Origin of the sequence: Aestuariirhabdus sp. LZHN29 (assembly GCF_049985285.1) — a bacterium.
GTDB lineage: Bacteria > Pseudomonadota > Gammaproteobacteria > Pseudomonadales > Aestuariirhabdaceae > Aestuariirhabdus.
In genome coordinates, this window is the sequence record NZ_JBNIEU010000002.1 from 247,313 (window position 1) to 269,850 (window position 22,538).

Here is a 22,538-nt window from a genome sequence, read left to right on the forward strand (position 1 = left end):
GTTTTACCGGTCTCCTTCGTTGTAATGGTTGATTGTTATCGTTGTTTGTTACGGTTGATGGTTGGGGCTATCTGCAATGGATCTGGTTGGCTCGATGGCTAAATCGCCGATGTCGTTGCAAGCGTCCCGGCTTAGTCGCCACTAACCCCCAGCTCCCTGAGAGCGTCGTTGCAGCGCTGTTCGGATTCCTGCAGGTCGAGCATCATCACCTCGATATCATGAAGTTGCTGCTGCAGGGTCTCCTTGCGGCCACGGATGCGGTCAATGAGGGTTTTTAGTTGCTCTTCATTGCTTTGCCCCGGGCTGTACATACCAATAATGTCGCGACTCTCCTCCAGGCTCAGCCCCAGGCGCTTGCCCCGCAGGATCAGCTTGAGTGTGGTTCTATCTGCGGGCGTGTAGATTCGAGTCTGCCCTCGTCGCTCCGGGGCCAACAGGCCCTTGTCTTCGTAGAAGCGAATAGTGCGGGTGGTGATATCGAACTCCTTTGCGAGATCGGAGATGCTGTAGGTCTTGGGCTGTTCGGAACTGGGCATAGCGCGCTCTATTCTAGTGATCGACTTATTGTAGATTTGCTTTACGTTAACGTAAAGGTAAAAGATGTTATGAGCAAGTCGGGTTTACAAACAAAATGCGATGAGCGAGCTGTTTTGTGGCGGCCCGCCGTTAATGGGAGTGCCCTCCCGGCCCGGTTTGGGGTATAACTTGGGGTCGACAGGAACTCTTGAGCGTATTAATGGAACAGGGAATGGTTCACAGATTGTGGCAGCGAGGCAGCCTGATTGGGGTCCGCGATTTGAGGTCACCGGCGCGCGAACGGGTGGTGGTGATTAACCAGTTTGTGGTGTTGGCGTTGCTGATTACCCTCGCCTACCAGCTATTCTACCTATTGACCGACCTACAACGCATGCTGCCCGTGGTACTGGTGCACGGCCTCAGTATGCTGATCTATCTCCTTGCGCTCGGCGCTAACCATCACCGCTTTTACCTGTCGGGAGCGCTGCTGGCGCTGGCTGGACCCGCGCTGGTTCAGGTGCCCGGTGTCACCTATTTAATCAGCGCGGACTCGGGGATGCATATCTTTTTGCTCAGCGGAGGTGTGCTGACGTTTCTGGTATTTTCTGACCGGCAGTACTGGTTACGCTACCTGTTTTTGCTGGTCTCCACGCTGCTGTTTTTTATCCTCGACCAATATTGCCGGCCTGAAATCGCCTCGGTGCAACTGCCTGCCGAGCAGTTGCGTCTGATGTATATGCTCAATATTGCCGGTTTTGTTGCGCTGCTTTATGTGCTTTCCAAGCTTTTCCATGGTCAACTGATCTTGCAGGGGGGGCGTATTGAACGCCAGGCACACGACCTTGCCCGTCTGGCCAATACCGATGTGCTGACCCAGTTGCCCAACCGCCGCCGAATCATCTCCGAGGCGCAGCCCGGCGGATTGTTTGAAGGGGTGGTGGCGATTGCCGATATTGATCATTTTAAGGAGGTCAATGACCTGCACGGCCATGCCTGCGGCGACGCCATCCTTAAAGGGGTGGCCGACATCATGCAAGCTTCCATCCGCGATATCGACCGTGTGGGACGCTGGGGAGGAGAGGAGTTTATCTTTCTGCTCACCCAAAACTCGCTGGAGGACGCCCGCCTCGTACTGGAGCGGGTGCGCAAGCAGATAGAATCCACCGCGATCGGTTACGAGTCCCGGGAGTTTCGCGTCACCATCTCCATAGGTATGGCGGTAATGGGACCCGCGCGCAGCTTCGACGAGGCGTTACGGGAGGCGGACAACGCGCTTTACCGGGGCAAGCGCCAGGGACGCAACTGTGTCGTGGCCGAGGCGTACGCTCACTGAAGCCCCGGCTTCTCGGTTTCGGCGTTGGCGGAGAGCGTCGGAGCGCTAGCGGTCCGTCGCCAGGCTCGCGCGATGATCGCCATGACCACAATGGCAAAGGCCAGTCGACCCCAGAGGATGGCGTAGGGATCGGCACCCAGCAGCATGATCAGCAGGGTATCCTCGATCAGGCTGTGGGCCAGGCCAAGAAAGCAGGTGGTCAATACCATATCCCGTTTGCTGATCTGACCGGTACGAGCCTCGGCAACCAATAAGCCGGCACCAAAGCTGAGTCCCAGGGTGATGCCGATAATGGTAACGTTGGTCGCTTCGCGCCCTACCTGCAGGACCCGCAGCAGGGGAGAGAGCAGCCAGTGCATAAGGCGTTCGATACCGAGCCAGCGCAGCACGCGCAACAGGCTCATCAGTGCACTGATAATGACGAATATGGTCGCGAACAGCCTCAACTGGTCCAGCCCCCAGGCCATCAGCCCCTGCTCGCTCAGTGTCGGGCTCCACAGCATCTGCGCCTCTTGCTGTTGCCATTGACCCCAGGCGTATACTCGATGCACCACTGCGGCGAGCAGGAGCGCCCCGCCGATTCTTAGTACCAGAGTGATGCGCCAGCGTACTCCCACCATTTTCGCCACCGCGCCTTCGGTCGGAAGCGAGTGGGCGACCAGCACCAGAATGCCCAGCACACTGACCTGCGCCACGCTCAGATGCTCGCTGCCTGCCAGCTCATAAAACACCACCATTGCGGTATACAGGTTGGTAAGAATGGCCGCAGCCCACACCAGTCCCATATTGGCAGGCAGGCCAACCCACTCCATCACGGGGGCCAGCAACCAGCCAAGCCACTCGGTAGCGCCAAAACTGTCGAGCAACTTGACCAGCAAGATGGCGGGTAGCATCACCTTGACCAGTACCCAGTAGACGCGGGCAATGTCGCGGCAGTGTTCCCACAGTTGGGGGGGCAGGGTGTCGAAGTCGATCGGTTTCATGGGGCGTCCTGGCGTATTGGGTGGCCAGTATAGCGATAGATAACAAAATAGTTAGTTGAATGCGGGTGTAAACAGGCTGATAATTTCTTTTGGCTACCTCTATAGGAAATATTATAAATGTCGGTGGTTTTGGATCGTCTCGATATCGCGATTTTGCAGCAGTTGCAGCACGACTGCTCCCTCACCAACCAGCGTCTGGCCGAGCAGGTCGGGCTATCGCCGCCGGCCTGCCTTAAGCGGGTGCGCCGTTTAAAGGGGAGGGGTGTCATCCAGCGGCAGGTGGCGCTGGTCGATCGGGCGCAGCTGGGCCCGTGCTTGCATATGGTAGTAGAGGTGGAGATGGAGCGTGATCGTTACGATCTCTACCAGCAGTTTTGCAAACGGGTCAACGCCGCGCCGGAGGTGAAGCAGTGTTATCAGGTAACCGGGGAGGTCGATTATGTGCTGATTGTCGAGGTCCCCGACATGGCGGCCTATGAACAGTTTTGCCACCGGGTGCTCTACGAGGAATCGAATATGAAAAACTTCAGGACCCTGATCTCGATGCGGCGGGAGAAATTTGAAACCAGTGTGGCTCTACCTGCGGTGGGGACTAGCGCTTAAGTCCCCGTGAGTGGGCCTTTTCAATCAGTTGGCGGGTGGATCCACCGCAGCGCTGCAGGTGGTGGTGAGTAACCTCTTTGACCCGCGCTCGGGTTTTGGGGTCGAAATGGCTTTTCTTGAGGGTTTGGTGCGCCATCTGGTTTGCGAACTCGACCCTGGGCCGGCTTTCGGCTTCGGCGATGTAGTGCTTTGCTTTGCTGTGGTAGCGTAGAAACAGCGCCGCCCGTGAGACGGAAGCCTTGCTGCTGGCGACATACCAGTAGAGGAGGAAAAGAGTGGCAATAGCGCCTGCCAGAGTGAGAAGCATGATGGGTCTCCGTGATACAGAGGCCTCAGGCTAGAGCAAAAAATGAGGGGCGGGTATCGGGTTTAATACCTAATTGTATAGGGATGCTGCGCAGTGGCGCCCCTTAAGCCCGCGCAAGATTACGGCTTCCTGGTCGTGCCGGGGTTTAGATCATTGAGTGCGGCAAATACCCATCCCGCGATCGCCCCTGCCAGGCATTGGCTAGTAAAACCGAACCACCCCCTGGCTCCTGCGATCAGGGTGATATCGAGAATGGGCTGCATCAACACCAACAGGGTGGCGAAGGCGGTTAGCCCGGCCAGCGGGTAAAGTGTTTTTGCGGGCAGTTGCGTGTGGCGTCGAAGCCAGGCCGTAAAAGAGAAGGCGAGGCCCAGACCGAGGGTAATAATGACACCGTAGCTGGGCAGCAGCCCGAGTAGATCGTCCACCGTGGAGAGCGCTCGTACATCCGCCGGAATGACGATGCCAAGGGAGGTCAGTTCATTTAACACAAACTGACTATGGCTTACGCTCGCCAGCACAAAGGCGCACAGGGAGGCGGCCATAAAAGCGATCAGGGTACGGGTACGGGACGACACGTGGCGGCTCCATAAAGGCGATGCCCCATTCAGCCACAGACGCCAGGGGATGCCAACCCCCGGCTCAAGCGCTTAATCCATGGAACCTACCAACAAGTTCCTGGCGCCCCTGAATACCGCGAAGGGCGGACTCTGGCGCGGCCATCTGCTTAGCCAGGCAGCTTGCAAAGGTCTGGATATTCGCAGGCTCCCCAAGTAAAACGGTAGTCGAGCCTGCTGCTCTCTGGCATTATGCCTTTCTCGCGTAAGCTCATACCCTCAGGAGATTTCGATGTCTATCACGGCGGCATTTTTGCGATACCTGGCTCTGGTCACGGCGCTGTGTAGCAGTCTGCTGTGGGCTGCGGAGGGCGAGACCTATGAGTTGCAAGTCGTGGCTGACGGCCTCAACCACCCCTGGTCGCTATCCTTCTTGCCCGATGGGCGCATGCTGGTCACCGAGCGTGCCGGACAGTTGCGGATTATCGATGCTCAGGGCGTTATCCAGCCGGCCCCTGTGTCAGGTGTGCCGCCGGTATTTGGGCGCAGTCAGGGTGGCTTGTTTGAGGCGATTCCCCACCCCGACTTTTCCGAGAATCAACTGCTTTACCTCAGTTATGCATGGGGTGATGGCGCAGCCAACGGCACTCGCCTGGCCCGTGCCCGCCTTGACGGCAACCGTTTGCGAGACCTCGAGGTGCTCTTTACGGTGGCACCGTTGAAGGATACCCCGGTTCACTATGGGGGGCGCATCGCATTTCTACCCGACGGCACCCTGCTATTAACTACCGGTGATGGTTTCGACTATCGTGAAGCGTCGCAGAAACTTGACAGTCTGTTGGGCAAGGTGGTGCGCCTCAATGACGATGGCTCGATCCCCGCAGACAACCCTTTTGTCGGGCAGGAGGGGGCCCGCGACGAGATCTATAGCTACGGTCATCGTAACCCCCAGGGGTTGTTGTACGATGAGGCGTCGGGCACGGTCTATTTGCATGAGCACGGTCCCAAGGGTGGAGATGAGATCAATATTCTTGAGCCGGGTAAAAATTATGGTTGGCCGGTGATCACCTATGGGCGCGACTACTCTGGAGCCTCTATTACGCCTTACACCGAGTACGACGGCATGGAGCAACCCCTGTTGCACTGGACGCCGTCTATCGCCCCCTCCGGGATGACGCTCTACCAGGGGCAGGAGTTTCCGCAGTGGCAGGGCGACCTGATGGCGGGTGCGTTGGCCGGGCGTCACGTGCGCCTGGTTGAACTCGAGCAGGGGCGAGTGGTCGGCCAGCAGGAGTTGTTTGCCGAGCTGGGAGAGCGTATTCGCGATGTACGTACCGCGCCCGATGGCACGCTGTATCTGTTGAGCGATAGCAGCAACGGTACCCTCTACCGCGTCAAACCGAAGCCGTAACGGGGCGGTTGGTCGATCTCGATGCCAACATCTCGCCGCCCTCCGCGCTCGCCTCGCGCTTCTGCCGCGGACAAAGGCACTAAACCCAGCGCCCTGCACCCCCGTAATCCTCATACCGGTCGTTACGATTTGGTGGTACTGGCGGACAGGTGCCCCGAGCTGTCGACCCATATCATCGCTAATCCTCGTGGGGAGGCGACGATCGACTTCGCTAACGCCGAAGCGGTGCGTTGTCTCAATCAGGCGATATTGGCCCACCACTACGGCATCACCCACTGGCAGTTGCCGGCCGGCTATCTGTGCCCTCCCATTCCCGGTCGAGCGGACCTGATTCACTACGTGGCAGACCTGCTGGCCCGTTGCCATGGTGGGCAACCCCCCAAGGGCAAACGGGTGCGAGTGCTGGATATCGGCACCGGCGCCAACTGTATCTACCCTATTTTGGGGGTTCGAAGTTACGGTTGGAGTTTTCTGGCTACTGATATCGACCCGGTTTCCATTGCCGCTGCGCGGGCGATCGTGGATGCTAATCCATCGCTGAGGGGCAAGGTAACAATAGTTCAGCAGCAGCCGGGCGCTATTTTGCAGGGCTTGCTGAACCCGCAGCAACGGATCGAGGTGAGTTTGTGCAACCCCCCTTTTTTCGCCTCCGCGGCCGAAGCCCGGGCGGCCAATCAGCGCAAACGCGACAATCTCTCTCACCACCGGGGTGATGCTGGGGTTAAGGGGAACCCGCCCGTACGCAATTTTGGTGGCCAGCAGGCGGAGCTTTGGTGTCCGGGCGGCGAGCGTCGTTTTTTGCAGCAAATGATTGCCGAAAGCCGGCCCTTGGCCGCACAGGTGTGCTGGTTTACCAGTCTTGTCTCCAATGGCGACAACCTTGCGCCCCTCAAGAAGCAACTAAGGGCAGAAGGCGTCGCCCAGCTGGAGGTAATCCCCATGCGGCAGGGACAGAAGCAGAGCCGCATGTTGGCCTGGAGTTTCTTGTCGCCCGCGCAGCAGATCGAGTGGGTTCGGGGCGAAACCACCTCATAGCAAAATCCGCCTTTGGTCGGGCGGGACGAAGTTTGCTAAACCTGATACATTTTGCAACCGCCCGCTGGCGGGGCACCGTCAATGTCTCCGCTCACTGCCATCCACCGGTGGCGGGTCAATTTCATCCGACAGGACACCAATCCGTTATGGACAGCTTGTTTGCCGATCGCATCAATGATGTGCCGCGCTCTTTTATTCGCGAGATTCTCAAGGTAGCCCTTGACCCTTCCATTATATCCTTCGCCGGAGGGCTCCCTAACAGAGATTTTTTCCCTGCGGATGAGCTGCAACAAGCGACTCAAAAGGCGTTCGCGCACTCTGGTAAGGATCTGCTCCAGTACAGCAGTTCCGAAGGATTTTTGCCCCTGCGTCAATGGATCGCGGATCGCTATCGGCAGACCCAGGGCCTGGAGGTCTCCCCCGACTCAATCCTGATTACCAGCGGCTCCCAGCAAGGGCTTGACCTGCTGGGCAAGGTGCTACTCAACGAGGGGGATGGTTTGCTAATGGAGGCGCCGGGATACCTGGGGGCGATTCAGGCCTTCTCCATCTACCGGCCCGAGTTTATCAATGTGGCGGTGGATGGGCTGGGCATGGTGATAGAGGAACTTGACCGGCGCTTGGCCAACCACTCGCCCAAGCTCGCCTATACGGTGCCCAATTTCCAGAACCCGTCGGGCATCAGTTACAGTGACGCTAACCGGGAGGCGGTGGCCGACCGCTTGCGGGGCAAACCCTGTGTGTTAATCGAGGATAATCCCTACGGTGACCTGCGTTTTTCAGGGTCACCGACACGCTCATTCTATGACCTGTTACCCGACCAAACGGTCTTGCTTGGGTCATTTTCCAAGTGCGTTATTCCCGGTTTCCGCCTGGGTTGGCTGGTGGCTCCCGATGCGTTGATGCAGAAGCTGCTGGTGGCCAAGCAGGCGACCGACCTGCATACCAGTCATTTTACCCAGTGCATCGTGCACCAGTACCTGCAAGATAACGATATCGATGCCCACATTCGCACCATCGTCGATGCCTACGGAGGCCAGTGCCGCGCAATGATCGCCGCGATGGAGCGTCATTTTCCGGCGTCTGTGCATTACACCCGACCCGATGGAGGGATGTTCCTGTGGGCGACTCTGCCCGACGGCCTGTCGGCGATGGCGCTGTTCGAGGAGGCGGTCAAACAGCAGGTGGTTTTTGTTCCCGGTGACCCCTTCTACAGTGACCGCGAGAATAGTTCGACGCTGCGCTTGAGCTTCTCCTGTGTCGATGATGATACGATCGAGGTGGGTATCGAGCGTCTGGGGCTGGCGATCAAAAAAATGATGGAAGCCCAAAGCTAGCTTATTGGTCGCTGGTTTGTAAGCTGAGTGAGAAAAACGCGACAAATAGCGCGCTTCCCGAGGGGGTAGGCCCGGGATTCAAGGGGTGATCTATACTAAGGGTCGTTACCCGTTGTATGAGACATAGTGCAGCTAATCGCTTTAGTTTTTTCACCTGCGGCCGATACTCAAGAAGTTAAGCAACGGGTGACGGATTACCTGACGATAATAACCACCGTTGTGAGTGAGCCTTATGGGGTTGGCGTACTGTTCGCGAAACCAGGGGCTGCCTCGAGGCGAATAGGGTCGATGCCCGCCTCAACGGTTATACAACCTGATTGTGGAGTGAGTGGTATGTCCCTACAAAAAAAATTCCTGCTGGCGGTTGCGTCGTTGATCTTGGTGATCGCCGTTATTGGTATCGTTACCAGTGCGGTTACCAAGGTAAATAGCATTCATCAGCAATTGGAAAGCTCCACGCAACAGCTCAGCAACGAGGCGATTCGCTTGCTGACGGTCACCCACAGCATTATGAGTGAGCGAGTTCAGGGCAGTATGAAGCTGCTCAAGCAGCGGGGTATCGCCATGGGGGAGCCAACCCTTGGGGGGCGGGTCAAGGTGGGCGGTCGCGACTCGGTGAATCTACTGCTCGGAGGTGCTCCCCAGGCTAATAATTTCGATCTGGTGGATGGGCTCACTAGCGTGATGGGCGGCACCGCGACGCTTTTTGCGCGCGATGGTGATCAGTACGTGCGGGTCTCTACCAATGTCATTAAAAATGGCAACCGTGCTATAGGGACTATCCTCGCCCCCGGCGGCAAGGCGATCAAACAGATTCAGCAGAAAAAAGCCTACTATGGCGAAGTCGATATTTTGGGTAAGCCCTATCTCACGGGTTACGAGCCGATTTTGTCCGCCAGCGGTGATGTGGTGGGTATCTGGTACGTTGGTTATTCCGCAGACCTGAAGGAGTTGGGTCAGGCGATCGCCGACTCCGGCATTCTTGAGCAGGGTTTTATTGCCTTGCGCGATGGCAAGGGCAGCATCCGCTTGCACTCCAGCCACGCGACGACCGAACAGATTGAGAGCATTCTGGAGTCTGAGGACGAGGCCTGGACCGTGCAGATCGTACCCTTCGAGCTGTGGGGCTATGACATCGTGATCGGCTACTCCAACGACGAAGTTGATGCCCTGATAGCCGGTGATATTACCCGTGTGTTGGTACAGGTGCTGGTGATCGCGGCGCTGATGCTGGGCATGGTCTACCTGATGGTGAAGAATATGGTGGGTGCGCCACTGGCCGCGCACCACAAAGCGATCGAGGATATCGCCGATGGGGAGGGGGATCTTACGGTTCGCTTCAACTCCACCGCCAGTGGGGAGTTTGGTGCGATGGCTCGGGACTTCGATCGCCTGCTCGATCGGATACAGGATTCGATTCGTGACGCGAGTTACTCCTCCCGCGAGCTGCAAGGCGCAGCCGACGAGTTGTCCCAGGTGGCCGCACGTTCCAGCGAATCGGTTGCCGCACAAAACAGTGAAACCGAACAGGTTGCCACCGCGATCCATGAGATGAGCCTGACGGCGCAAAACGTGGCAGAGCGCGCCCATAGCGCAGAAGGCGTTGCCGGTGAAGCCAAATCGGAAGCCGAGGAGGGCAGCAGTAAACTGGAGCAGGCGATCGCCAGCATCGGTCGCCAGTCCGAGGATATCGGGCGTTCGGTGAAGGTGGTTGAAGAGCTGGCCCAGGCCAGTGAGGAGATCAGCGGGGTACTGGAGGTGATTCGCTCTATCGCCGAACAGACCAACTTGCTGGCCCTTAACGCGGCGATCGAAGCGGCCCGTGCGGGTGAGCAGGGTCGAGGCTTTGCGGTGGTCGCCGACGAGGTGCGCTCACTGGCCAGTCGTACCCAGGCCTCTACCGAGGAGATTCGTGGCATGATCGACCGCTTGCAAAAAGGCGGGCGTGAGGCCTCGGTGCTGATGGAGAGCAATCAGCAGTTGGCGCTGGAAAACGTTGATGTAGCGCGTCAGGCGGGTGAGGCGATTGAGCGTGTGTTGCAGGCGGTGGAGTCTATCACGGGGATTAATAGCGAAATTGCCGGCGGCGCCGAGGAGCAGAAGCAGGTATCCCACGACATCAACAGCAACATAGAGCGTATTCGTGCCAGCAGTGACGACAATGCCGAGTACGCCAACGTAACTTCCGAGTCCAGTCATCAGTTGAAGGACCTGGCCGAGAAGATGAACAGTAAGCTGTCCTACTACAAGGTCGATTAGTACCGGGGTTTTACCCTGAAGGTGAACAGGGCGCGGCAGCGTCCTGTTTTTTTGTCTCGACTACGGGGAGAAAGGCTTTGAGGCCGCGCCCTGCATTGTCGCTGAACGAACTTCAACAACGCCATGGAGGTCGACCAATGAGTGGTGGTGCATCACCGCCGCCAGGTCGGCAACGTTGAGCGGACGAAAGCGGCGCAACCCCGGCAAGGTACACAGCGCTTTAACCAGCGGATAACTGAGGGTTTCGTTGCGTCGGGGTGGATTGCGCAGGGCATGAAGCATCGATGGCCGGTAGATCACGAGCGCAGGCAGCTCAAGCTCCCCCAAGCCCTGTTCCATCTGCCCCTTGGTGCGACTGTAGTAATTGGGCGAGCGAGCGCTCACCCCCAGCGAGCTGACCACATGCAACTGGGCCACCGTCTGCTTTTTTGCCCAGCGTCCCAGTGCCACCACGTAGTCGCGATCGACCCGGGCGAAGGCCTCCACCGAGCCCGCCTGCTTGAGGGTGGTGCCCAGGCAGCAGAAAACTCGGCCGATGGACTCGTCGATCACCAGCTGTTCGAGATCATCCAGCCCCAGCAGGTGCTCGGTGGCCTTGGGGTGCTCGGCGAAACCCGTAGGCCGATAATGGACGATATGCACCCGGCCATAGCGGGGATCGTCCAGCAGGCGCTGGGTGAGCAAACGGCCGCTGGCACCGGTTGCTCCGGCGATGAGGGCATTGAGAAGCGCAGGTTCGTTCATGGATGAGATTCCGGTAGCCTGGGGTCTAGCTGATATGGTCCAGCGGTAGTTCGGTGTTGTCGATTACCCTGCGCATCACGAAGCTGGAGTGCACACCGCTGACGCCCTTGATGCGGGTCAGGGTGTTGAGCAGAAACTCCTGGTATTGGTCCATATCGGTGACAATCACCTTTACCAGATAGTCGGCGGATTGCCCGGTGATCAGGCAGCATTCGAGTACCTCGGGGCATCTGCTCAGGGTGCCTTCGAACAGTTCGAAACGGTCCGGGGTATGGCGGTCCATGCTCACCTGAATATAGGCGGTGAGTTTGAGGCCCAACGCCGAGCGGTCGAGAATGGTCACGTGCTTGTCGATGATGCCCGACTCCTCCAGCTGTTTGACCCGGCGCGAGCAGGGGGAGGGGGATAGGCCGATCTTTTCCGCCAGTTCGAGGTTACTGATACGTCCGTTGCGCTGCATCTCTTGCAGGATGCGCCGGTCCATTCTATCGAGCTTCATCGCGGTCTCCTGATGTTTAGGACGGTAGCGTAGCACGGTGTCAAAGTTATTGGGTGATTTATTGTTCATTTTGTGCGTTATCGCAACATGTCTTGCGCACGCAGGCGTTAATTGGGGTTAATAAGCAATCTATTTCTGTGCTTTACGCCGTATACTAACCTCGTGGTAACGCACAGGGCCTGTGACACCGAAAGGCATAGCCTCTTCATAAGAGAGGGGAGAGCCAGAAGGGAGGTGTTCCTATCCGAACAGTCACAGGGAGCCCGTATCAGGGGTGGACCGGCAGGCCTATTTTTCACACACTTCTTTCTCGAACTGAGCGTCCCGACGGGGCGTTTTTTTTTGCCTGGTGGCAGGTTTGTTGGCGGGGGGCATCACTACCCTCTCGCGTCATGCCAGCTTCTTATCTCACGTTATGCCCGCGTAGGCGGGTATTCGTGTAGACAATCTGCTGGGGATCCCCGCCTACGCGAGGGGGAAGGGGGCTGACCGACCAGCATAGGTGTTACCTATGTGGCCGGTTTTAAGTGTCACCCATGAGGCCGGTTCTACATGTGGCGTATCAACAAACCCGTAGGTCGGGCTTTAGCCCGACAAGGCGGTTGTTGATCTGGAGGGGGCGGCTGCGCTGCAAAGGGATGGGCGGATCCTGCTTCGGGTTAATTCAGCGTTAAGTGACCCGGGAGTGATTGCTATGAGAGTAGTTGAAGCTATAGATTATAAAAGAGGTCGGCCTGGTCTGTATGATCATGCCAATGCTCTACTAAAAACTGGATATAGTCGTCGCGAGAAAATGAAATTCAGGGAAGAAGCAGTTTCGAAAAATGTGCAAGTGGTAGTGCCTTCTTTAGCAGGGAGAAGGTTTTGCGTTGGAGTCTCACACACTTTCCAGGCTACGACGCCATTGTGGCTTATCCCTTGCTGGATCATGACCCAGGTTTCTCGCTCAAGCTGGTTCGAAAGTAGCAGGGGTAGCAGGCAGTTGTTCAGTCTGCGCTCTTCCCTGCGGTCCTGGATTTCGGTGTTCTGAAAACTCCCGGAGGGTCAAACCATTCGTAACAGGGCTTATCAATAGTGTCTGATCTGTAGCGATTCGACACCAAAGTGGCCTAGTGGGGCAGGACGATTTTGAGGTCGTCGCCTTCGGTCGCGAAGGCCGCGACCACCTCATGAATCTTTTGGCGAATAGTAGGGGCGACGGACTTCGCGGCCCCCAGGTAGTAGCCCCCACCCGTTTCCACCAGTTTGACCTCACGGAAGCTGTCTGCTGGCAGATTCAGCTGGCGCAAGCGCAGCGGCACGAACACCGGGTTGGCGATAAAGTAGTCGGCGCGACCGAGCGCGACCAGACGTATTTCCGACGCCGGGTCGCTTACAACCTGCAGTCGGTCTTCGGTGAATCCGAGTCGGGCGAGGGATTCGCAGGCCGCATCATCACGTACGCAGGTGGCCTTGCTGTCTCCGTTGCGAAGCTGATCATCGGTCAGATCGGGGTGGTCGCTGCGTGTTGCCAGGTATAGGTCGCTGGAGCTGAGCTTGACTAGCCAGTCGAATATCGCCTCGCGCGCCTCGGTGCGCCGCAGGGTGAAGATCAGTACGTTACGGTTATCCCCACGGGTCGCCATGGCGTAAGCCCGCGTCCAGGGGTAAAGTTCGATGCTGTAGTTTAGGCCGCTGCGATCCATCACTTTGCGGACGATCTCGGTGGAGAGCCCCACGACCTGATCATTATCAAGATAGTTATAGGGAGGGTAGCTTTCGGTGACTACTCGCACCTCCAGTGGGTCATTGGCGGACCCAAAACCAGAGTAGGAGCTCAGCAGGCAGACTCCAATAGCAGCAATGTATTGTCGAGCAGTCATGCAAAACTCCAGGGACCTGTCGGGGCAGGTCACGTTCCTTGTCTATCGCCACAAACAGAGTCCCGACCGTTCTCACATAGTTGAGTATAGGAACAGGTGTGGCGTTTTCATCACACGCTTGCTTGGGCCGGGGTCAGTGGGCCTGCTCGTATGTTTGCACCGCTGCCCAATACGCCGAGTTGGTACTGAATTTTTACAGCATATATGGCCTAATAGGACTCGGCGACATTTATATCAGATATACATGCCCCCCTGGAATCAAACAAGGATAGTCAGATGAATTTTCTAAGAGTGTTAGGCGGTGTTTCATTGGTCGGTGCGTTGGCGTTGGCCGCAGGATGTAATAAGGGAGAGATGGCAACGACGGAGGAGAGCAAGCCCGCACCGGTTGCTGGTCAATCCGCTTCTGCTGGCGATATGGCGCAGGATAAGCCTTTTGCAGCCTATACCCAAGAGCTGACGCTAACCGCCAAGGTTGCCGGCATTAATCACGAAACAAGAGAGCTTGTTTTGGTGGATGAGGGTGGTTTCGAACAGACCTTTGTTGTCGGTGAAGAGGCCAGGAATCTTGATCAGGTGTCGGTCGGGGATATGCTCACCATTAACTATCTGGAGAATATCACCATCAAGGTTGTTGACGGTACCAATATGGAAGCCGGTGCGGCGGTCGTCGCCGAAGCCGTGCGCTCCAAAGAGGGTGAGATGCCCGCCGGTGCGATGGGACAAACCCAGGTAGAGGTTTATATGGTCGAGGCGATCAACCTTGAGAGCAATACCTTCGTGCTAAAAGATGCCGCGGGCAACGTAAAAGAGTTTACAGCGCGTAACCCGGAAAACTTGAAGCGTTCATCGGTCGGTGATGCCGTTGTTATGAGTGTCACCAAGGTAATTGCGGTTGATGTCGCAAAGGCAGAAACACCCTAACGCTCTATTTCCTGCCAATCTGCTGCGCAGCAGTTGGCAGGAACCTTAGCCTGGTCGACGGTGGCGCTATGTTGAGTGATCAGCACCAGTTGAAAACGACACACTCAAAACATAGCCGCTACCCTTTTTTTCCTCTTCTTTATCCTCTGTTTCAGGAAAATGATGACCCCCACCGACACGGGTATCGAGTCGGGGCGTTCCGCGCTGCGTTTTTGGCGGGGGAAGCGCAGGGCTCCGGTGGGGCTCAAGCCTCCCCAACGGAGACGCTAAAGTGCTGCGGTATGGTAGTGGGCCAGGGCGACTGGACGTGAAAAAATTTAAACGCTATTTTGATATCAAAATCGTCGGTTGAACATCCCAAGCCTTACAGATAACCCAATCAACAGGAGTCACTATGAGAGTGCTTTTTGGTGCGGCCCTATACTTGTTGGCCAGTCTTAGCTACGCCGTGGATGCGGGGAAACCACTCGAACGCGCCTCCGGCGCGTACCTTGAAAATGGTGCTGATGCCTTTATTCCTGCCCTGCTAAAGGGGTCGCCGATGGAGGGGGAGCAGAGCGTTCTTGCCCAGTCCGAATCTATACGGCAAGTCGAAGCCTATTACGGCGCTTATCAAGGGTTTGATGTCATCTATGAAAAGTCGCTTACCAATAAAGTGCGCCTGGTTTACTACATCATGAACTACGAAAACTCTCCCCTGTTCGCGGTGGCGACCTATTACAAGCGCAATGGCGAAGAGATCGTGACCCACTTTAACTTCAACACAAAGATGTGGGATGTATTGCCCAGTGATGTTGTTTTTAACTAGCCCGGATTGTGCATCGAGGATGGGCTTGCGCGCCCGGGTGGCCTACTGATGGATACCCCTCCGTTGCTCCGGGTCGTTGGAGGGCCACAGTAGGTACGATAAATAGTTTGACATGGTTGCCCGCAAGTTGTATTGTCCCGCCCAGCTCGAAAGAAAGACTAATTTTTATCTACTCCCGTTCGTGATTCTTCCCGTCCTGTAGTTTCTAAGTTTCAGCCTATTTTTTCCGCTACACCCGCCTCTTGCAGGCACACATTTATTGATAAATTACAGGATATTACTATGTCTACTACTACCGGCACTGTTAAATGGTTTAACGAATCCAAAGGCTTCGGCTTCATCGAGCAAGAGTCTGGTCCTGACGTGTTCGCTCACTTCAGCGCTATCTCCGGTTCTGGCTTCAAGACCCTGGTCGAAGGCCAGCGCGTTGAGTTCACAGTAACTCAGGGCCAGAAAGGTCCTCAGGCTGAGAACATCGTAGCTCTGTAAGCCCCTGCCATGCTGTAGCAATACAGCAGCAAGCGCTTTAAAGCTATAAAAAGGGCGATCCCTAACGGGACCGCCCTTTTTTTATGTACAGGGATAATGGAATGGACCCACTCCATTATCCCTGGCCTTCGCGGCAGTCGAACATTCTGTTTATCATCGCCCCTTCGGGCCACGATCGAATCATTGCCCCGGTGCTTGTCGGCTAAGAGGGGGGGGGAGAGGTGTGGCCTGTCCCCTCTGTGCAGCCGCAACCTGTAGGTCGGGCTTTAGCTCGACAGCTGTTGGCAGTAGCGAATATTTGCGCTACCGCCCCATAAGTCGTCATGCTCGCGTAGGCGGGCATCCAGCCGTTGCTCTAAAATCCGTGGGCCCGGCTTTAGCCCGCACTCGTTTTGATTGCCCCGCATCTAACGGCAGGCACAAACATGGCAGATCGACACAGTCTATCTGCCGCTGGTGAGAAAGCAGCGCGCTCTTGCCCATGATCTGCACCTTATCCTAATCAATGGCCTGTATGCATATACAGTTTATTGAGGGGTTTGCCAGTTTAATGGTGTAAAGTGGCCTGGTGCTGGGCGCGATCAGGACTGGTAAACTCAGAAAATATCAAGCAATATCAACAGATTGCGGGAGGTGACGGTTTGGATACTGTGCCACTCGTTTTGTATATATGACCCGGCACGTTTTCACCGGAGGGAAATGGCAAGTGCGGCCATTAATTCTAAATATTTCAATGCCTTTCACCTGTGATAGGTATCTCGCTGCGCGGCCAAAACAAGCCAGCTCAGTATTAAGCTGTTATGTTTAAGGAAGAATATGAGTATCTCCGTACACACAATTGATGCCCGAGGGCACATCTTACTTGAAACAATGCGTGACTATTTCGGAGCAACACCGGAAGTAATGTTTCGAGAAATACAGGGTATGGTGAATACAACTGTCGACGTTCTTAAAGATAAAGGTATAAATTATCAAGATCTCAGGACGGCGCTGGTTCCGAGAACTGACAGGTTTGAAGCAGGGTTTATTTTTGACACGCAGGATATCGAGTCAGGTTGGTATGGGCTTGATGTAATGAAACAGCTGTTGCCACTTCTAGATATCAAATCAAACTATAGCGTGCAATGCGGCGATCTTATTGGAGACAATCAAGAGTTCATATTCTCTATTCTCCAAGAGTCACTGGTACTTTCGAGGAATTTAGATTTTGTTCACGGCAGTGCCTTGTACTGTGTCTATATTAATAATTTAACCGAGTCTGGTTTAGAGCGTATAAATAAGGCACTTTCCAATTTTAAGCCATATGTTGGCTATATTCCGTGTACATTTGCCTCAAGGGCGAGGGTTTACCTATCTACAATACTCGCTAACAGCTTCCTAAAGCATGGCAGCAAGGTGATCATGGGGCATGAGGATGATAGGCCAAATGACGAAAATATTAATATGCTAGGTTACCCGTTCGAAGAATATAGAATGAAGGTATATAGCCTTCAATCAATGTATTTTGGTGTTCTCCTAAGCTACAAGATTGAAAGGCCTGTATTTAAAGGTTTTGAGTCAGATACCGAGCTGTCTTTGAATGCAATATCTTCTCAAATACTACCAATTGAAGGGTTTAATGTTGAGATTGAGGAGGCAAAGCATGAGTATTTGAAGTCCGACAAATGTGGCAAGCTTGAAAAGGCTGGAATTGAAGCTTTAAGTAAAAATGAACTTGCCGACCTTATTCGATCAAAGGTATCTGAAAGTTATATCTATAATTTGTCTTATCTGCCCGAGCATGACGTGTCAAAGTTTAACGTAATGCTTGAAATTCCAAGAGTAGACGGTGGATATCCAACAAGAGTGGTAGCAGCTCTTGAATATAAACCAAAAGAAAAACTGTTGCGTGTAATTACCATGCACTAAAACATAACAAGCGCATGTTGTCGGACTGGTTTTCCGCTGCGCTCCAAACCAGCCGCAAATGCGGGCGTTAGCCTATAAAAATTACCAAAGGGAAGTTCTGTGCCTAGACTAGATGAAGTATTTAAAAAATCTGGTGTTCCAACACACACGTTTGTGCCACCAGCCGAATACGACCGCGTAGCAGTGGCGTTGAGAACCCCTGGCCGTGGAATAATTGTAGAAGGCCCATCTGGAATCGGAAAAACATCTTGCGTCAAACGAGCGCTTGACGATGCCGAACTCTCGGAATCGTGCTTGTTTTTGTCTGCTCGCAAGCGAGCAGACACAGAGTTAATCGCAGAACTCCCTTCTATGCGAAGCATAGGTGTCGTGGTCGTCGATGACTTTCATCGACTTCCAGATGCTGAGAAGGCCTCGTTGACCGATTTCGTAAAAGTACTGGCTGACGAAGAGGATCAAGAGAGCAAGGTTATCTTGGTTGGGATCAATCGAGCTGGGCAAACATTGGTGGAATACGCCCCCGATCTTTTACATCGCATTGAAACGATCCGTTTTGGTCGTACAAACATTGAACGAATCCAGAACATGGTTGAGCTCGGCGAAAGGGCACTGAATTGTCGTATTGCCATTGCTGACGAAATTTCTACTGAAGCAGAAGGTAGTTTCGCAATGGCTCAAGTGCTTTGCCATGAGGCGTGTCTTCAAGGGCATCTTCTCGAGACTTCAAGAGAAGCCATAGTCAAAGACATAAGTGTGAGCTTGCCTTGCATTCGGGAATCTGTGATCGCAGATTTGCACCCTAGATTTTTTCCAATATCACGAGATTTTGCTACCGGTAACAAGCTCCGAAAAGAAGGCCGAGCACCTTACTTGAATTTGTTACGGTGGCTATCACAAACTCCGGAGGGCGCCCTAGATACAAAAGAGGCTCTGGCCGCAAACCCCGTATTAAAAGGAAGCGTCTCTCAAGTGATTGAGAAAGGACACTTGCAAACGCTTATCACAACCAGCGATCAGCTTTCTTCACTCTTTCATTTTGAACCAGATACACAACTACTTACTATTGAAGACCCTAAGCTTCTCTATTTTATAAGACATTTAATCTGGTCAAAATTTGCGTCGCAAGTGGGGTACTTTAGTATCGATTTTCAAAGTCGTTACGATTTCGCGCTTTCGTTTGCAGGTGAAAATCGCGATTTGGCGGAAAACCTCACTAATGCACTAGCGGAACGGGAGATCAGCGTATTTTATGACAAACACGAACAACACAGAATTCTTGCCAATGACGTTGAGGAATACTTGGCACCAATTTACCGCAGTGAATCTCGGTTTGTCGTAGCACTGCTTAGTAAAGACTATCCAAGAAAGATTTGGACGAAATTCGAGTCGGATAACTTCAAGCACCGTTTTGGGGAAAACTCGGTTATTCCCATTTGGTATCAAGACAATCCTCCCGGCATGTTCGATGAAAGTCGCAAGTATGGTGGTTTGTCGTTTGATCCAGCAGGTGATCTAAGTGATGAAACGGAGGCCATTGCTTCCGCTTTGGCTCAAATGATGGAAGAAGTACGCGCCGAGGATAAAGGGATGAATGATGGCTAACAATGCCGTAAACCCGGACGCATTTTTCGTTCGCTGCGCTCACTTCAAATGCGCCGGTTACGGCTGGCGTTAGGTGCAAGGAAGTTATGAAGCTACGAATCAACTGCATGCAATGCTTTCAAGAGCAAGGGCACCCATCTTTAGAATTCCAACCAGTTGAAATTCGAGATGACGGCTTATATTCGTCAACATGCAATAACGGACATACAACTCTTACTGTTATCCAAGAACAAAAATTTGAGGTACTTTTCGACTTTGGTGCTATGGCATTAATCGATGGCTACCCAAGGGAAGCCGTCACAAGTATTGCTGCTGCACTCGAACGATTCTATGAATTTTATGTGACCACTACTTGCCTGAAGCATGATATGGAAATAACCGATTTTCAAAAAGCATGGAAGCACGTTACAAATCAGTCTGAACGACAGTTTGGTGCTTACCTTTTCGCATATCTGATAGATCATAATGGCTGTGAACCACCTGTTATTGACAACGAAAAACCAAATCTCCATGGTGTTTCAAAGGGCAAGACTAAAACATGGAAAGAATTTCGTAACGCGGTGGTTCACAAAGGCTATATCCCGTCTGTTTCAGAAACTCTTGCTTATGGGAACATAGCTTACCTCCATTTGAATGAGCTAATCGCAGATCTAAAAGAGAGAAGCGGCGAGGCTATTCAGAAAGTTACGTTTCATCATATCGCCAGAGCAAATCAAGCCGCTAATGGGGGTGTAGTTTCAACAATGAGCATACCTACACTTGTAAGCCTAGTGCGTGGTGAAAGTCCGCCAGAATCATTCGAAAAGGCTCTGGAAAGTGTGGAAGAGTATAGAAAATGGCTGCATCACGTTTAGCACCTAACAAATTACTCATGCATCGTTCCGGCCAAAAAGCGGCCTCCACTGGACGCGCTAACGCGCGCCGCTTAGCAAGGCGTTAGGCGAATAAAATCATGGGAACCATGCCATACAAAGAAATCTTGAGCGCCTTTGCTATTGCTCTCACATTTGCGGCATTCGTTCCCTATATCCGTACAATCATTAGCGGCACAACCATGCCCCACGTTTTTTCCTGGTTCATTTGGGGCACAACAACCTTCGTGGTTTTTCTTGCACAGCTTGAAGGTAAAGGTGGGGTGGGTGCTTGGCCCATCGGGGTTTCGGGTGTCATCACGATATTTATTGCATTCTTGGCTTACGTGAAGCGTGCAGATATTACAATTACAAAAGCTGACTGGCTATTTTTTATCTCGGCCTTGTCTTCTTTGCCTCTCTGGTACCTTACGTCTGACCCATTGTGGGCTGTTGTCATTCTTACAACCGTCGATGTTCTTGGGTTCGGGCCAACGGTCAGGAAGGTCTATATTTACCCGCATTCTGAGTCTTTGCTGTTCTTCGCTCTGTTCGCCGCCCGCAATCTCATCGTCATTGCGGCGCTTGAGACTCACTCGGTAACAACAGTTTTGTTTCCTGCGGTTATTGCGGCGGCTTGTATGTTGCTAATGGCAATGGCAACGTATCGAAGACGAGTGGTAGCAATATGAGACCACAAAGCAGAAAATCGCCTAACATGGCGTTTGAGAGGGACGCCCCAAAAGCGGCGCGCCCCTCAACTCTACGTTAAGCTCATTTGACAAATCCTTTCATGTACATACACTGTACATATTATTGCTTTCGAATGGGATGCTACTAAGGCAACCAGGAACCTAAAGAAACATGGAGTATCGTTCGAAGAGGCGAAATCGGTCTTTTTTGATGAGTTTGCCGTGCAATTCTTTGATGAGGACCACTCTTAGCTAGAAGAAGATCGCTTTCTGATGCTCGGTCACAGTAATGAGTCGAACGTACTTATGGTTTGTCATTGTGAACGTCAAGAAGAAAGTGTTATTCGAATAATTTCGGCGAGAAAGGCAACAAAAACTGAAATCAAATACTATGGTGGCTGATCATGAAAGCAGAATATGATCTCTCTAAAATGAAATCCCGAAAAAACCCGTACGCCTCAAAACTTAAGAAGCCTGTAACTATGCGGTTGAGCGAAGATGTCATTGATTACTTCAAGCAAATGGCAGAAGAAAGTGGTGTTCCTTACCAAAGTCTAATTAATTTATACTTACGTGACTGTGTGACTCAGCATAGAAAAATCGACATTTCCTGGCACGCTTAGCCTTAACAAACCGTTGCTACGGACTCGTAAAAGCCTCTCACCGTTGGGTAGGGGCGTTAAGCCCCCGTGTTACCCACAACCACTACACACCCTCTATAGTTAAATTTCTCTATAGGGAGGTGCCTGGACACCGGCTTACAGCAGCACCAAAAGCCGACTCCCCAGACGGTCTATAACTGCCACCACTTGTTGCAGTTTCGCGGCGCCCTCCGCAGTGAACACCCAGCCGAGGGCGCCCATATTGATCACCACGGTGATCCAGAAGATAGTCTGGAACGAGGCCTTGGAAGATTTGTGGCGCAGCACGCGCTGGGCGATCAGCGCACCGGGCCAGCCACCGATCAGACCGGCGAACCACAACGTCGTTTCCGATGTACGCCAGACGCCGTTTCGGGCGGCGCTTTTGTCCTTCCAGTAGAGTGCAAAGGCGCCCAGACTGGTGCCGAGGTATAGCATGAGCAGGTGGGGCGGGATCATGCCGCGCAGGGTCAGGGTCACCAGAATGCCGAGGAACAGGGTGGCGATCGAGGTGTCCATCAAGGCGCCGGGCCTTCGCGTTGGTTGTGATCGTTTGGGGCGGGCTTTCTCCCCCTGGAACAGCACCTCAACGGCGCGCTGTTTGCCATCGGGGGTGAGTTCGGCACGAAATTGCAGTCGGTCACCCACCTCGGGGCGGCGACGGCTGCCGATAAAGGATTTGATGTGAACAAAGATTTCGCCGTTGTGCGCATCCTGCGCCGGGGAGATAAAGCCGAAGCCGCGATCGTCGTTCCAGCGCGAAAGGGTGCCGTTTTTCTTCATTGTCGGTGCTCGTGTGCGGGGAGGGGCGGGAAATAGAGGCCAGCGGCTACTCCTCCTCCGGTTCCTCGGGCATATTAAACAGGGTCGCGGCGGTGAGGGGTTGCTGGTACATCAGGCCGCCGTGGGGGCGGTTGATCTCGGCGGCGAAGAAGATAAATTCGAACAGTTCGTCGGCTTCATCGACCGTGGCGATCACGGTGACGATCTCCTTCTCGGTGGATTCACCGACGCCGCGATGACGCAGTGGAGTGAGGCGCCCCACGCCGCGAGCATGGTTGACGTTGATACGGTTGATACCGCGCTCGTGCACCAGGGTCTTGATCAGTGGCGCAGCACGCCCCTTGGGCAAAATTGCGGTAATCAGCTTATGGGATTGAAATTCGGCGCGGCGCAT

23 protein-coding genes and 1 pseudogene are annotated in these 22,538 nt (G+C 54.0%); 15 read left to right on the forward strand and 9 right to left on the reverse strand.

The genetic code is table 11. From position 1 onward, the window contains the following. Positions 1 to 131 precede the first annotated feature (131 nt). On the reverse strand, positions 132 to 536 hold the full coding sequence (locus tag ACP3PW_RS07815) for a MerR family transcriptional regulator (RefSeq protein ID WP_426416131.1): 405 nt from the start codon (positions 534 to 536) through the stop codon (positions 132 to 134). Between the two features lie 212 nt (positions 537 to 748). Between ACP3PW_RS07815 and ACP3PW_RS07820 the strand changes: the two genes are divergently transcribed. Continuing rightward, positions 749 to 1,849, forward strand: coding sequence for a GGDEF domain-containing protein (locus ACP3PW_RS07820; RefSeq protein WP_426416132.1), 1,101 nt, complete (start codon positions 749 to 751; stop codon positions 1,847 to 1,849). On the opposite strand, the gene ACP3PW_RS07825 is transcribed toward ACP3PW_RS07820, so the two are convergent. Continuing rightward, entirely contained in the window at positions 1,843 to 2,832 is a 990-nt protein-coding gene (locus tag ACP3PW_RS07825; protein ID WP_426416133.1) for a nucleoside recognition domain-containing protein, read from the reverse strand. The two genes, ACP3PW_RS07820 and ACP3PW_RS07825, sit on opposite strands and share 7 nt — an antisense overlap. Positions 2,833 to 2,949: 117 nt before the next feature. Here ACP3PW_RS07825 and ACP3PW_RS07830 point away from each other — a divergent pair, with 117 nt between their 5' ends. Continuing rightward, the gene (locus ACP3PW_RS07830; protein WP_426416134.1) at positions 2,950 to 3,435 is read left to right on the forward strand and encodes an Lrp/AsnC family transcriptional regulator; all 486 of its coding nucleotides are present in this window, start codon (positions 2,950 to 2,952) and stop codon (positions 3,433 to 3,435) included. On the opposite strand, the gene ACP3PW_RS07835 is transcribed toward ACP3PW_RS07830, so the two are convergent. Further along, on the reverse strand, positions 3,425 to 3,742 hold the full coding sequence (locus tag ACP3PW_RS07835) for a hypothetical protein (protein ID WP_426416135.1): 318 nt from the start codon (positions 3,740 to 3,742) through the stop codon (positions 3,425 to 3,427). The two genes, ACP3PW_RS07830 and ACP3PW_RS07835, sit on opposite strands and share 11 nt — an antisense overlap. 119 nt (positions 3,743 to 3,861) lie before the next feature. Continuing rightward, positions 3,862 to 4,320, reverse strand: a complete 459-nt coding sequence (locus tag ACP3PW_RS07840) for a hypothetical protein (RefSeq protein ID WP_426416136.1) — start codon at positions 4,318 to 4,320, stop codon at positions 3,862 to 3,864. 271 nt (positions 4,321 to 4,591) lie between these two features. Here ACP3PW_RS07840 and ACP3PW_RS07845 point away from each other — a divergent pair, with 271 nt between their 5' ends. From ACP3PW_RS07845 to ACP3PW_RS07860, 4 genes are all read left to right on the forward strand, one after another. Next, positions 4,592 to 5,710, forward strand: a complete 1,119-nt coding sequence (locus tag ACP3PW_RS07845) for a PQQ-dependent sugar dehydrogenase (RefSeq protein ID WP_426416137.1) — start codon at positions 4,592 to 4,594, stop codon at positions 5,708 to 5,710. A 21-nt stretch (positions 5,711 to 5,731) separates the two neighbouring features. Beyond that, positions 5,732 to 6,745, forward strand: a complete 1,014-nt coding sequence (rlmF, locus tag ACP3PW_RS07850) for a 23S rRNA (adenine(1618)-N(6))-methyltransferase RlmF (protein WP_426416138.1) — start codon at positions 5,732 to 5,734, stop codon at positions 6,743 to 6,745. A gap of 146 nt (positions 6,746 to 6,891) precedes the next feature. Then, positions 6,892 to 8,082: a PLP-dependent aminotransferase family protein gene (locus tag ACP3PW_RS07855; protein ID WP_426416139.1), complete on the forward strand. Its 1,191-nt coding sequence runs from the start codon at positions 6,892 to 6,894 to the stop codon at positions 8,080 to 8,082. Between the two features lie 333 nt (positions 8,083 to 8,415). Next, a complete protein-coding gene (locus ACP3PW_RS07860) occupies positions 8,416 to 10,341 on the forward strand; it encodes a Cache 3/Cache 2 fusion domain-containing protein (RefSeq protein ID WP_426416140.1) in 1,926 nt (641 codons plus the stop codon). A gap of 60 nt (positions 10,342 to 10,401) precedes the next feature. Here ACP3PW_RS07860 and ACP3PW_RS07865 read toward each other — a convergent pair whose 3' ends face one another. The 3 genes from ACP3PW_RS07865 to ACP3PW_RS07875 all read right to left on the reverse strand — a co-directional run bounded on the left by ACP3PW_RS07865 (position 10,402) and on the right by ACP3PW_RS07875 (position 13,446). Continuing rightward, a complete protein-coding gene (locus ACP3PW_RS07865) occupies positions 10,402 to 11,085 on the reverse strand; it encodes an NAD-dependent epimerase/dehydratase family protein (protein ID WP_426416141.1) in 684 nt (227 codons plus the stop codon). A gap of 25 nt (positions 11,086 to 11,110) precedes the next feature. Further along, positions 11,111 to 11,584, reverse strand: a complete 474-nt coding sequence (locus ACP3PW_RS07870; RefSeq protein WP_426416142.1) for an Lrp/AsnC family transcriptional regulator — start codon at positions 11,582 to 11,584, stop codon at positions 11,111 to 11,113. A gap of 1,109 nt (positions 11,585 to 12,693) precedes the next feature. Continuing rightward, positions 12,694 to 13,446: a substrate-binding periplasmic protein gene (locus tag ACP3PW_RS07875; protein ID WP_426416143.1), complete on the reverse strand. Its 753-nt coding sequence runs from the start codon at positions 13,444 to 13,446 to the stop codon at positions 12,694 to 12,696. A 276-nt stretch (positions 13,447 to 13,722) separates the two neighbouring features. On the opposite strand from ACP3PW_RS07875, the gene ACP3PW_RS07880 reads away from it, so the two are divergent. The 9 genes and pseudogenes from ACP3PW_RS07880 (at position 13,723) to ACP3PW_RS07920 (ending at position 21,343) form a co-directional block, all read left to right on the forward strand. Further along, positions 13,723 to 14,370 carry a hypothetical protein gene (locus tag ACP3PW_RS07880; RefSeq protein ID WP_426416144.1) on the forward strand — a complete coding sequence of 216 codons (648 nt, stop codon included), beginning with the start codon at positions 13,723 to 13,725 and terminating at the stop codon, positions 14,368 to 14,370. 394 nt (positions 14,371 to 14,764) lie between these two features. Further along, positions 14,765 to 15,178, forward strand: coding sequence for a hypothetical protein (locus ACP3PW_RS07885; RefSeq protein ID WP_426416145.1), 414 nt, complete (start codon positions 14,765 to 14,767; stop codon positions 15,176 to 15,178). A gap of 282 nt (positions 15,179 to 15,460) precedes the next feature. Further along, positions 15,461 to 15,667, forward strand: coding sequence for a cold-shock protein (locus ACP3PW_RS07890; protein ID WP_125014056.1), 207 nt, complete (start codon positions 15,461 to 15,463; stop codon positions 15,665 to 15,667). An 816-nt stretch (positions 15,668 to 16,483) separates the two neighbouring features. Then, positions 16,484 to 17,575, forward strand: coding sequence for a hypothetical protein (locus ACP3PW_RS07895; protein WP_426416146.1), 1,092 nt, complete (start codon positions 16,484 to 16,486; stop codon positions 17,573 to 17,575). Positions 17,576 to 17,674: 99 nt separating this feature from the next. Further along, positions 17,675 to 19,177, forward strand: coding sequence for a TIR domain-containing protein (locus ACP3PW_RS07900; RefSeq protein WP_426416147.1), 1,503 nt, complete (start codon positions 17,675 to 17,677; stop codon positions 19,175 to 19,177). A gap of 86 nt (positions 19,178 to 19,263) precedes the next feature. Continuing rightward, on the forward strand, positions 19,264 to 20,031 hold the full coding sequence (locus ACP3PW_RS07905; RefSeq protein ID WP_426416148.1) for a hypothetical protein: 768 nt from the start codon (positions 19,264 to 19,266) through the stop codon (positions 20,029 to 20,031). A gap of 98 nt (positions 20,032 to 20,129) precedes the next feature. Then, complete coding sequence (locus ACP3PW_RS07910; protein WP_426416149.1) at positions 20,130 to 20,720, forward strand: hypothetical protein; 591 nt, start codon at positions 20,130 to 20,132, stop codon at positions 20,718 to 20,720. A 123-nt stretch (positions 20,721 to 20,843) separates the two neighbouring features. Further along, positions 20,844 to 21,122: pseudogene (locus ACP3PW_RS07915) on the forward strand (BrnT family toxin). A 2-nt stretch (positions 21,123 to 21,124) separates the two neighbouring features. Next, complete coding sequence (locus ACP3PW_RS07920; protein ID WP_426416150.1) at positions 21,125 to 21,343, forward strand: BrnA antitoxin family protein; 219 nt, start codon at positions 21,125 to 21,127, stop codon at positions 21,341 to 21,343. A 135-nt stretch (positions 21,344 to 21,478) separates the two neighbouring features. Here ACP3PW_RS07920 and ACP3PW_RS07925 read toward each other — a convergent pair whose 3' ends face one another. Both ACP3PW_RS07925 and ACP3PW_RS07930 read right to left on the reverse strand, forming a co-directional pair. Beyond that, positions 21,479 to 22,144 (reverse strand): DUF1294 domain-containing protein, encoded by a 666-nt coding sequence (locus ACP3PW_RS07925; RefSeq protein ID WP_426416151.1) that lies wholly within the window; start codon positions 22,142 to 22,144, stop codon positions 21,479 to 21,481. A 46-nt stretch (positions 22,145 to 22,190) separates the two neighbouring features. Next, a complete protein-coding gene (locus tag ACP3PW_RS07930; protein WP_426416152.1) occupies positions 22,191 to 22,538 on the reverse strand; it encodes a hypothetical protein in 348 nt (115 codons plus the stop codon).

Excerpts from the sequence above, each read along its gene's own strand:
- ACP3PW_RS07830 (WP_426416134.1), top strand. The coding sequence starts at position 2,950 with ATGTCGGTGGTTTTGGATCGTCTCGATATCGCGATTTTGCAGCAGTTG.
- ACP3PW_RS07890 (WP_125014056.1), top strand. The coding sequence starts at position 15,461 with ATGTCTACTACTACCGGCACTGTTAAATGGTTTAACGAATCCAAAGGC.
- ACP3PW_RS07860 (WP_426416140.1), top strand. The coding sequence starts at position 8,416 with ATGTCCCTACAAAAAAAATTCCTGCTGGCGGTTGCGTCGTTGATCTTG.
- ACP3PW_RS07815 (WP_426416131.1), bottom strand. The coding sequence starts at position 536 with ATGCCCAGTTCCGAACAGCCCAAGACCTACAGCATCTCCGATCTCGCA.
- ACP3PW_RS07885 (WP_426416145.1), top strand. The coding sequence starts at position 14,765 with ATGAGAGTGCTTTTTGGTGCGGCCCTATACTTGTTGGCCAGTCTTAGC.
- ACP3PW_RS07925 (WP_426416151.1), bottom strand. The coding sequence starts at position 22,144 with ATGAAGAAAAACGGCACCCTTTCGCGCTGGAACGACGATCGCGGCTTC.
- ACP3PW_RS07910 (WP_426416149.1), top strand. The coding sequence starts at position 20,130 with ATGGGAACCATGCCATACAAAGAAATCTTGAGCGCCTTTGCTATTGCT.
- ACP3PW_RS07820 (WP_426416132.1), top strand. The coding sequence starts at position 749 with ATGGTTCACAGATTGTGGCAGCGAGGCAGCCTGATTGGGGTCCGCGAT.
- ACP3PW_RS07825 (WP_426416133.1), bottom strand. The coding sequence starts at position 2,832 with ATGAAACCGATCGACTTCGACACCCTGCCCCCCCAACTGTGGGAACAC.
- ACP3PW_RS07870 (WP_426416142.1), bottom strand. The coding sequence starts at position 11,584 with ATGAAGCTCGATAGAATGGACCGGCGCATCCTGCAAGAGATGCAGCGC.
- ACP3PW_RS07930 (WP_426416152.1), bottom strand. The coding sequence starts at position 22,538 with ATGCGCCGCGCCGAATTTCAATCCCATAAGCTGATTACCGCAATTTTG.
- ACP3PW_RS07855 (WP_426416139.1), top strand. The coding sequence starts at position 6,892 with ATGGACAGCTTGTTTGCCGATCGCATCAATGATGTGCCGCGCTCTTTT.
- ACP3PW_RS07845 (WP_426416137.1), top strand. The coding sequence starts at position 4,592 with ATGTCTATCACGGCGGCATTTTTGCGATACCTGGCTCTGGTCACGGCG.
- ACP3PW_RS07895 (WP_426416146.1), top strand. The coding sequence starts at position 16,484 with ATGAGTATCTCCGTACACACAATTGATGCCCGAGGGCACATCTTACTT.
- ACP3PW_RS07875 (WP_426416143.1), bottom strand. The coding sequence starts at position 13,446 with ATGACTGCTCGACAATACATTGCTGCTATTGGAGTCTGCCTGCTGAGC.
- ACP3PW_RS07865 (WP_426416141.1), bottom strand. The coding sequence starts at position 11,085 with ATGAACGAACCTGCGCTTCTCAATGCCCTCATCGCCGGAGCAACCGGT.
- ACP3PW_RS07920 (WP_426416150.1), top strand. The coding sequence starts at position 21,125 with ATGAAAGCAGAATATGATCTCTCTAAAATGAAATCCCGAAAAAACCCG.
- ACP3PW_RS07880 (WP_426416144.1), top strand. The coding sequence starts at position 13,723 with ATGAATTTTCTAAGAGTGTTAGGCGGTGTTTCATTGGTCGGTGCGTTG.
- ACP3PW_RS07905 (WP_426416148.1), top strand. The coding sequence starts at position 19,264 with ATGAAGCTACGAATCAACTGCATGCAATGCTTTCAAGAGCAAGGGCAC.
- rlmF (WP_426416138.1), top strand. The coding sequence starts at position 5,732 with ATGCCAACATCTCGCCGCCCTCCGCGCTCGCCTCGCGCTTCTGCCGCG.
- ACP3PW_RS07835 (WP_426416135.1), bottom strand. The coding sequence starts at position 3,742 with ATGCTTCTCACTCTGGCAGGCGCTATTGCCACTCTTTTCCTCCTCTAC.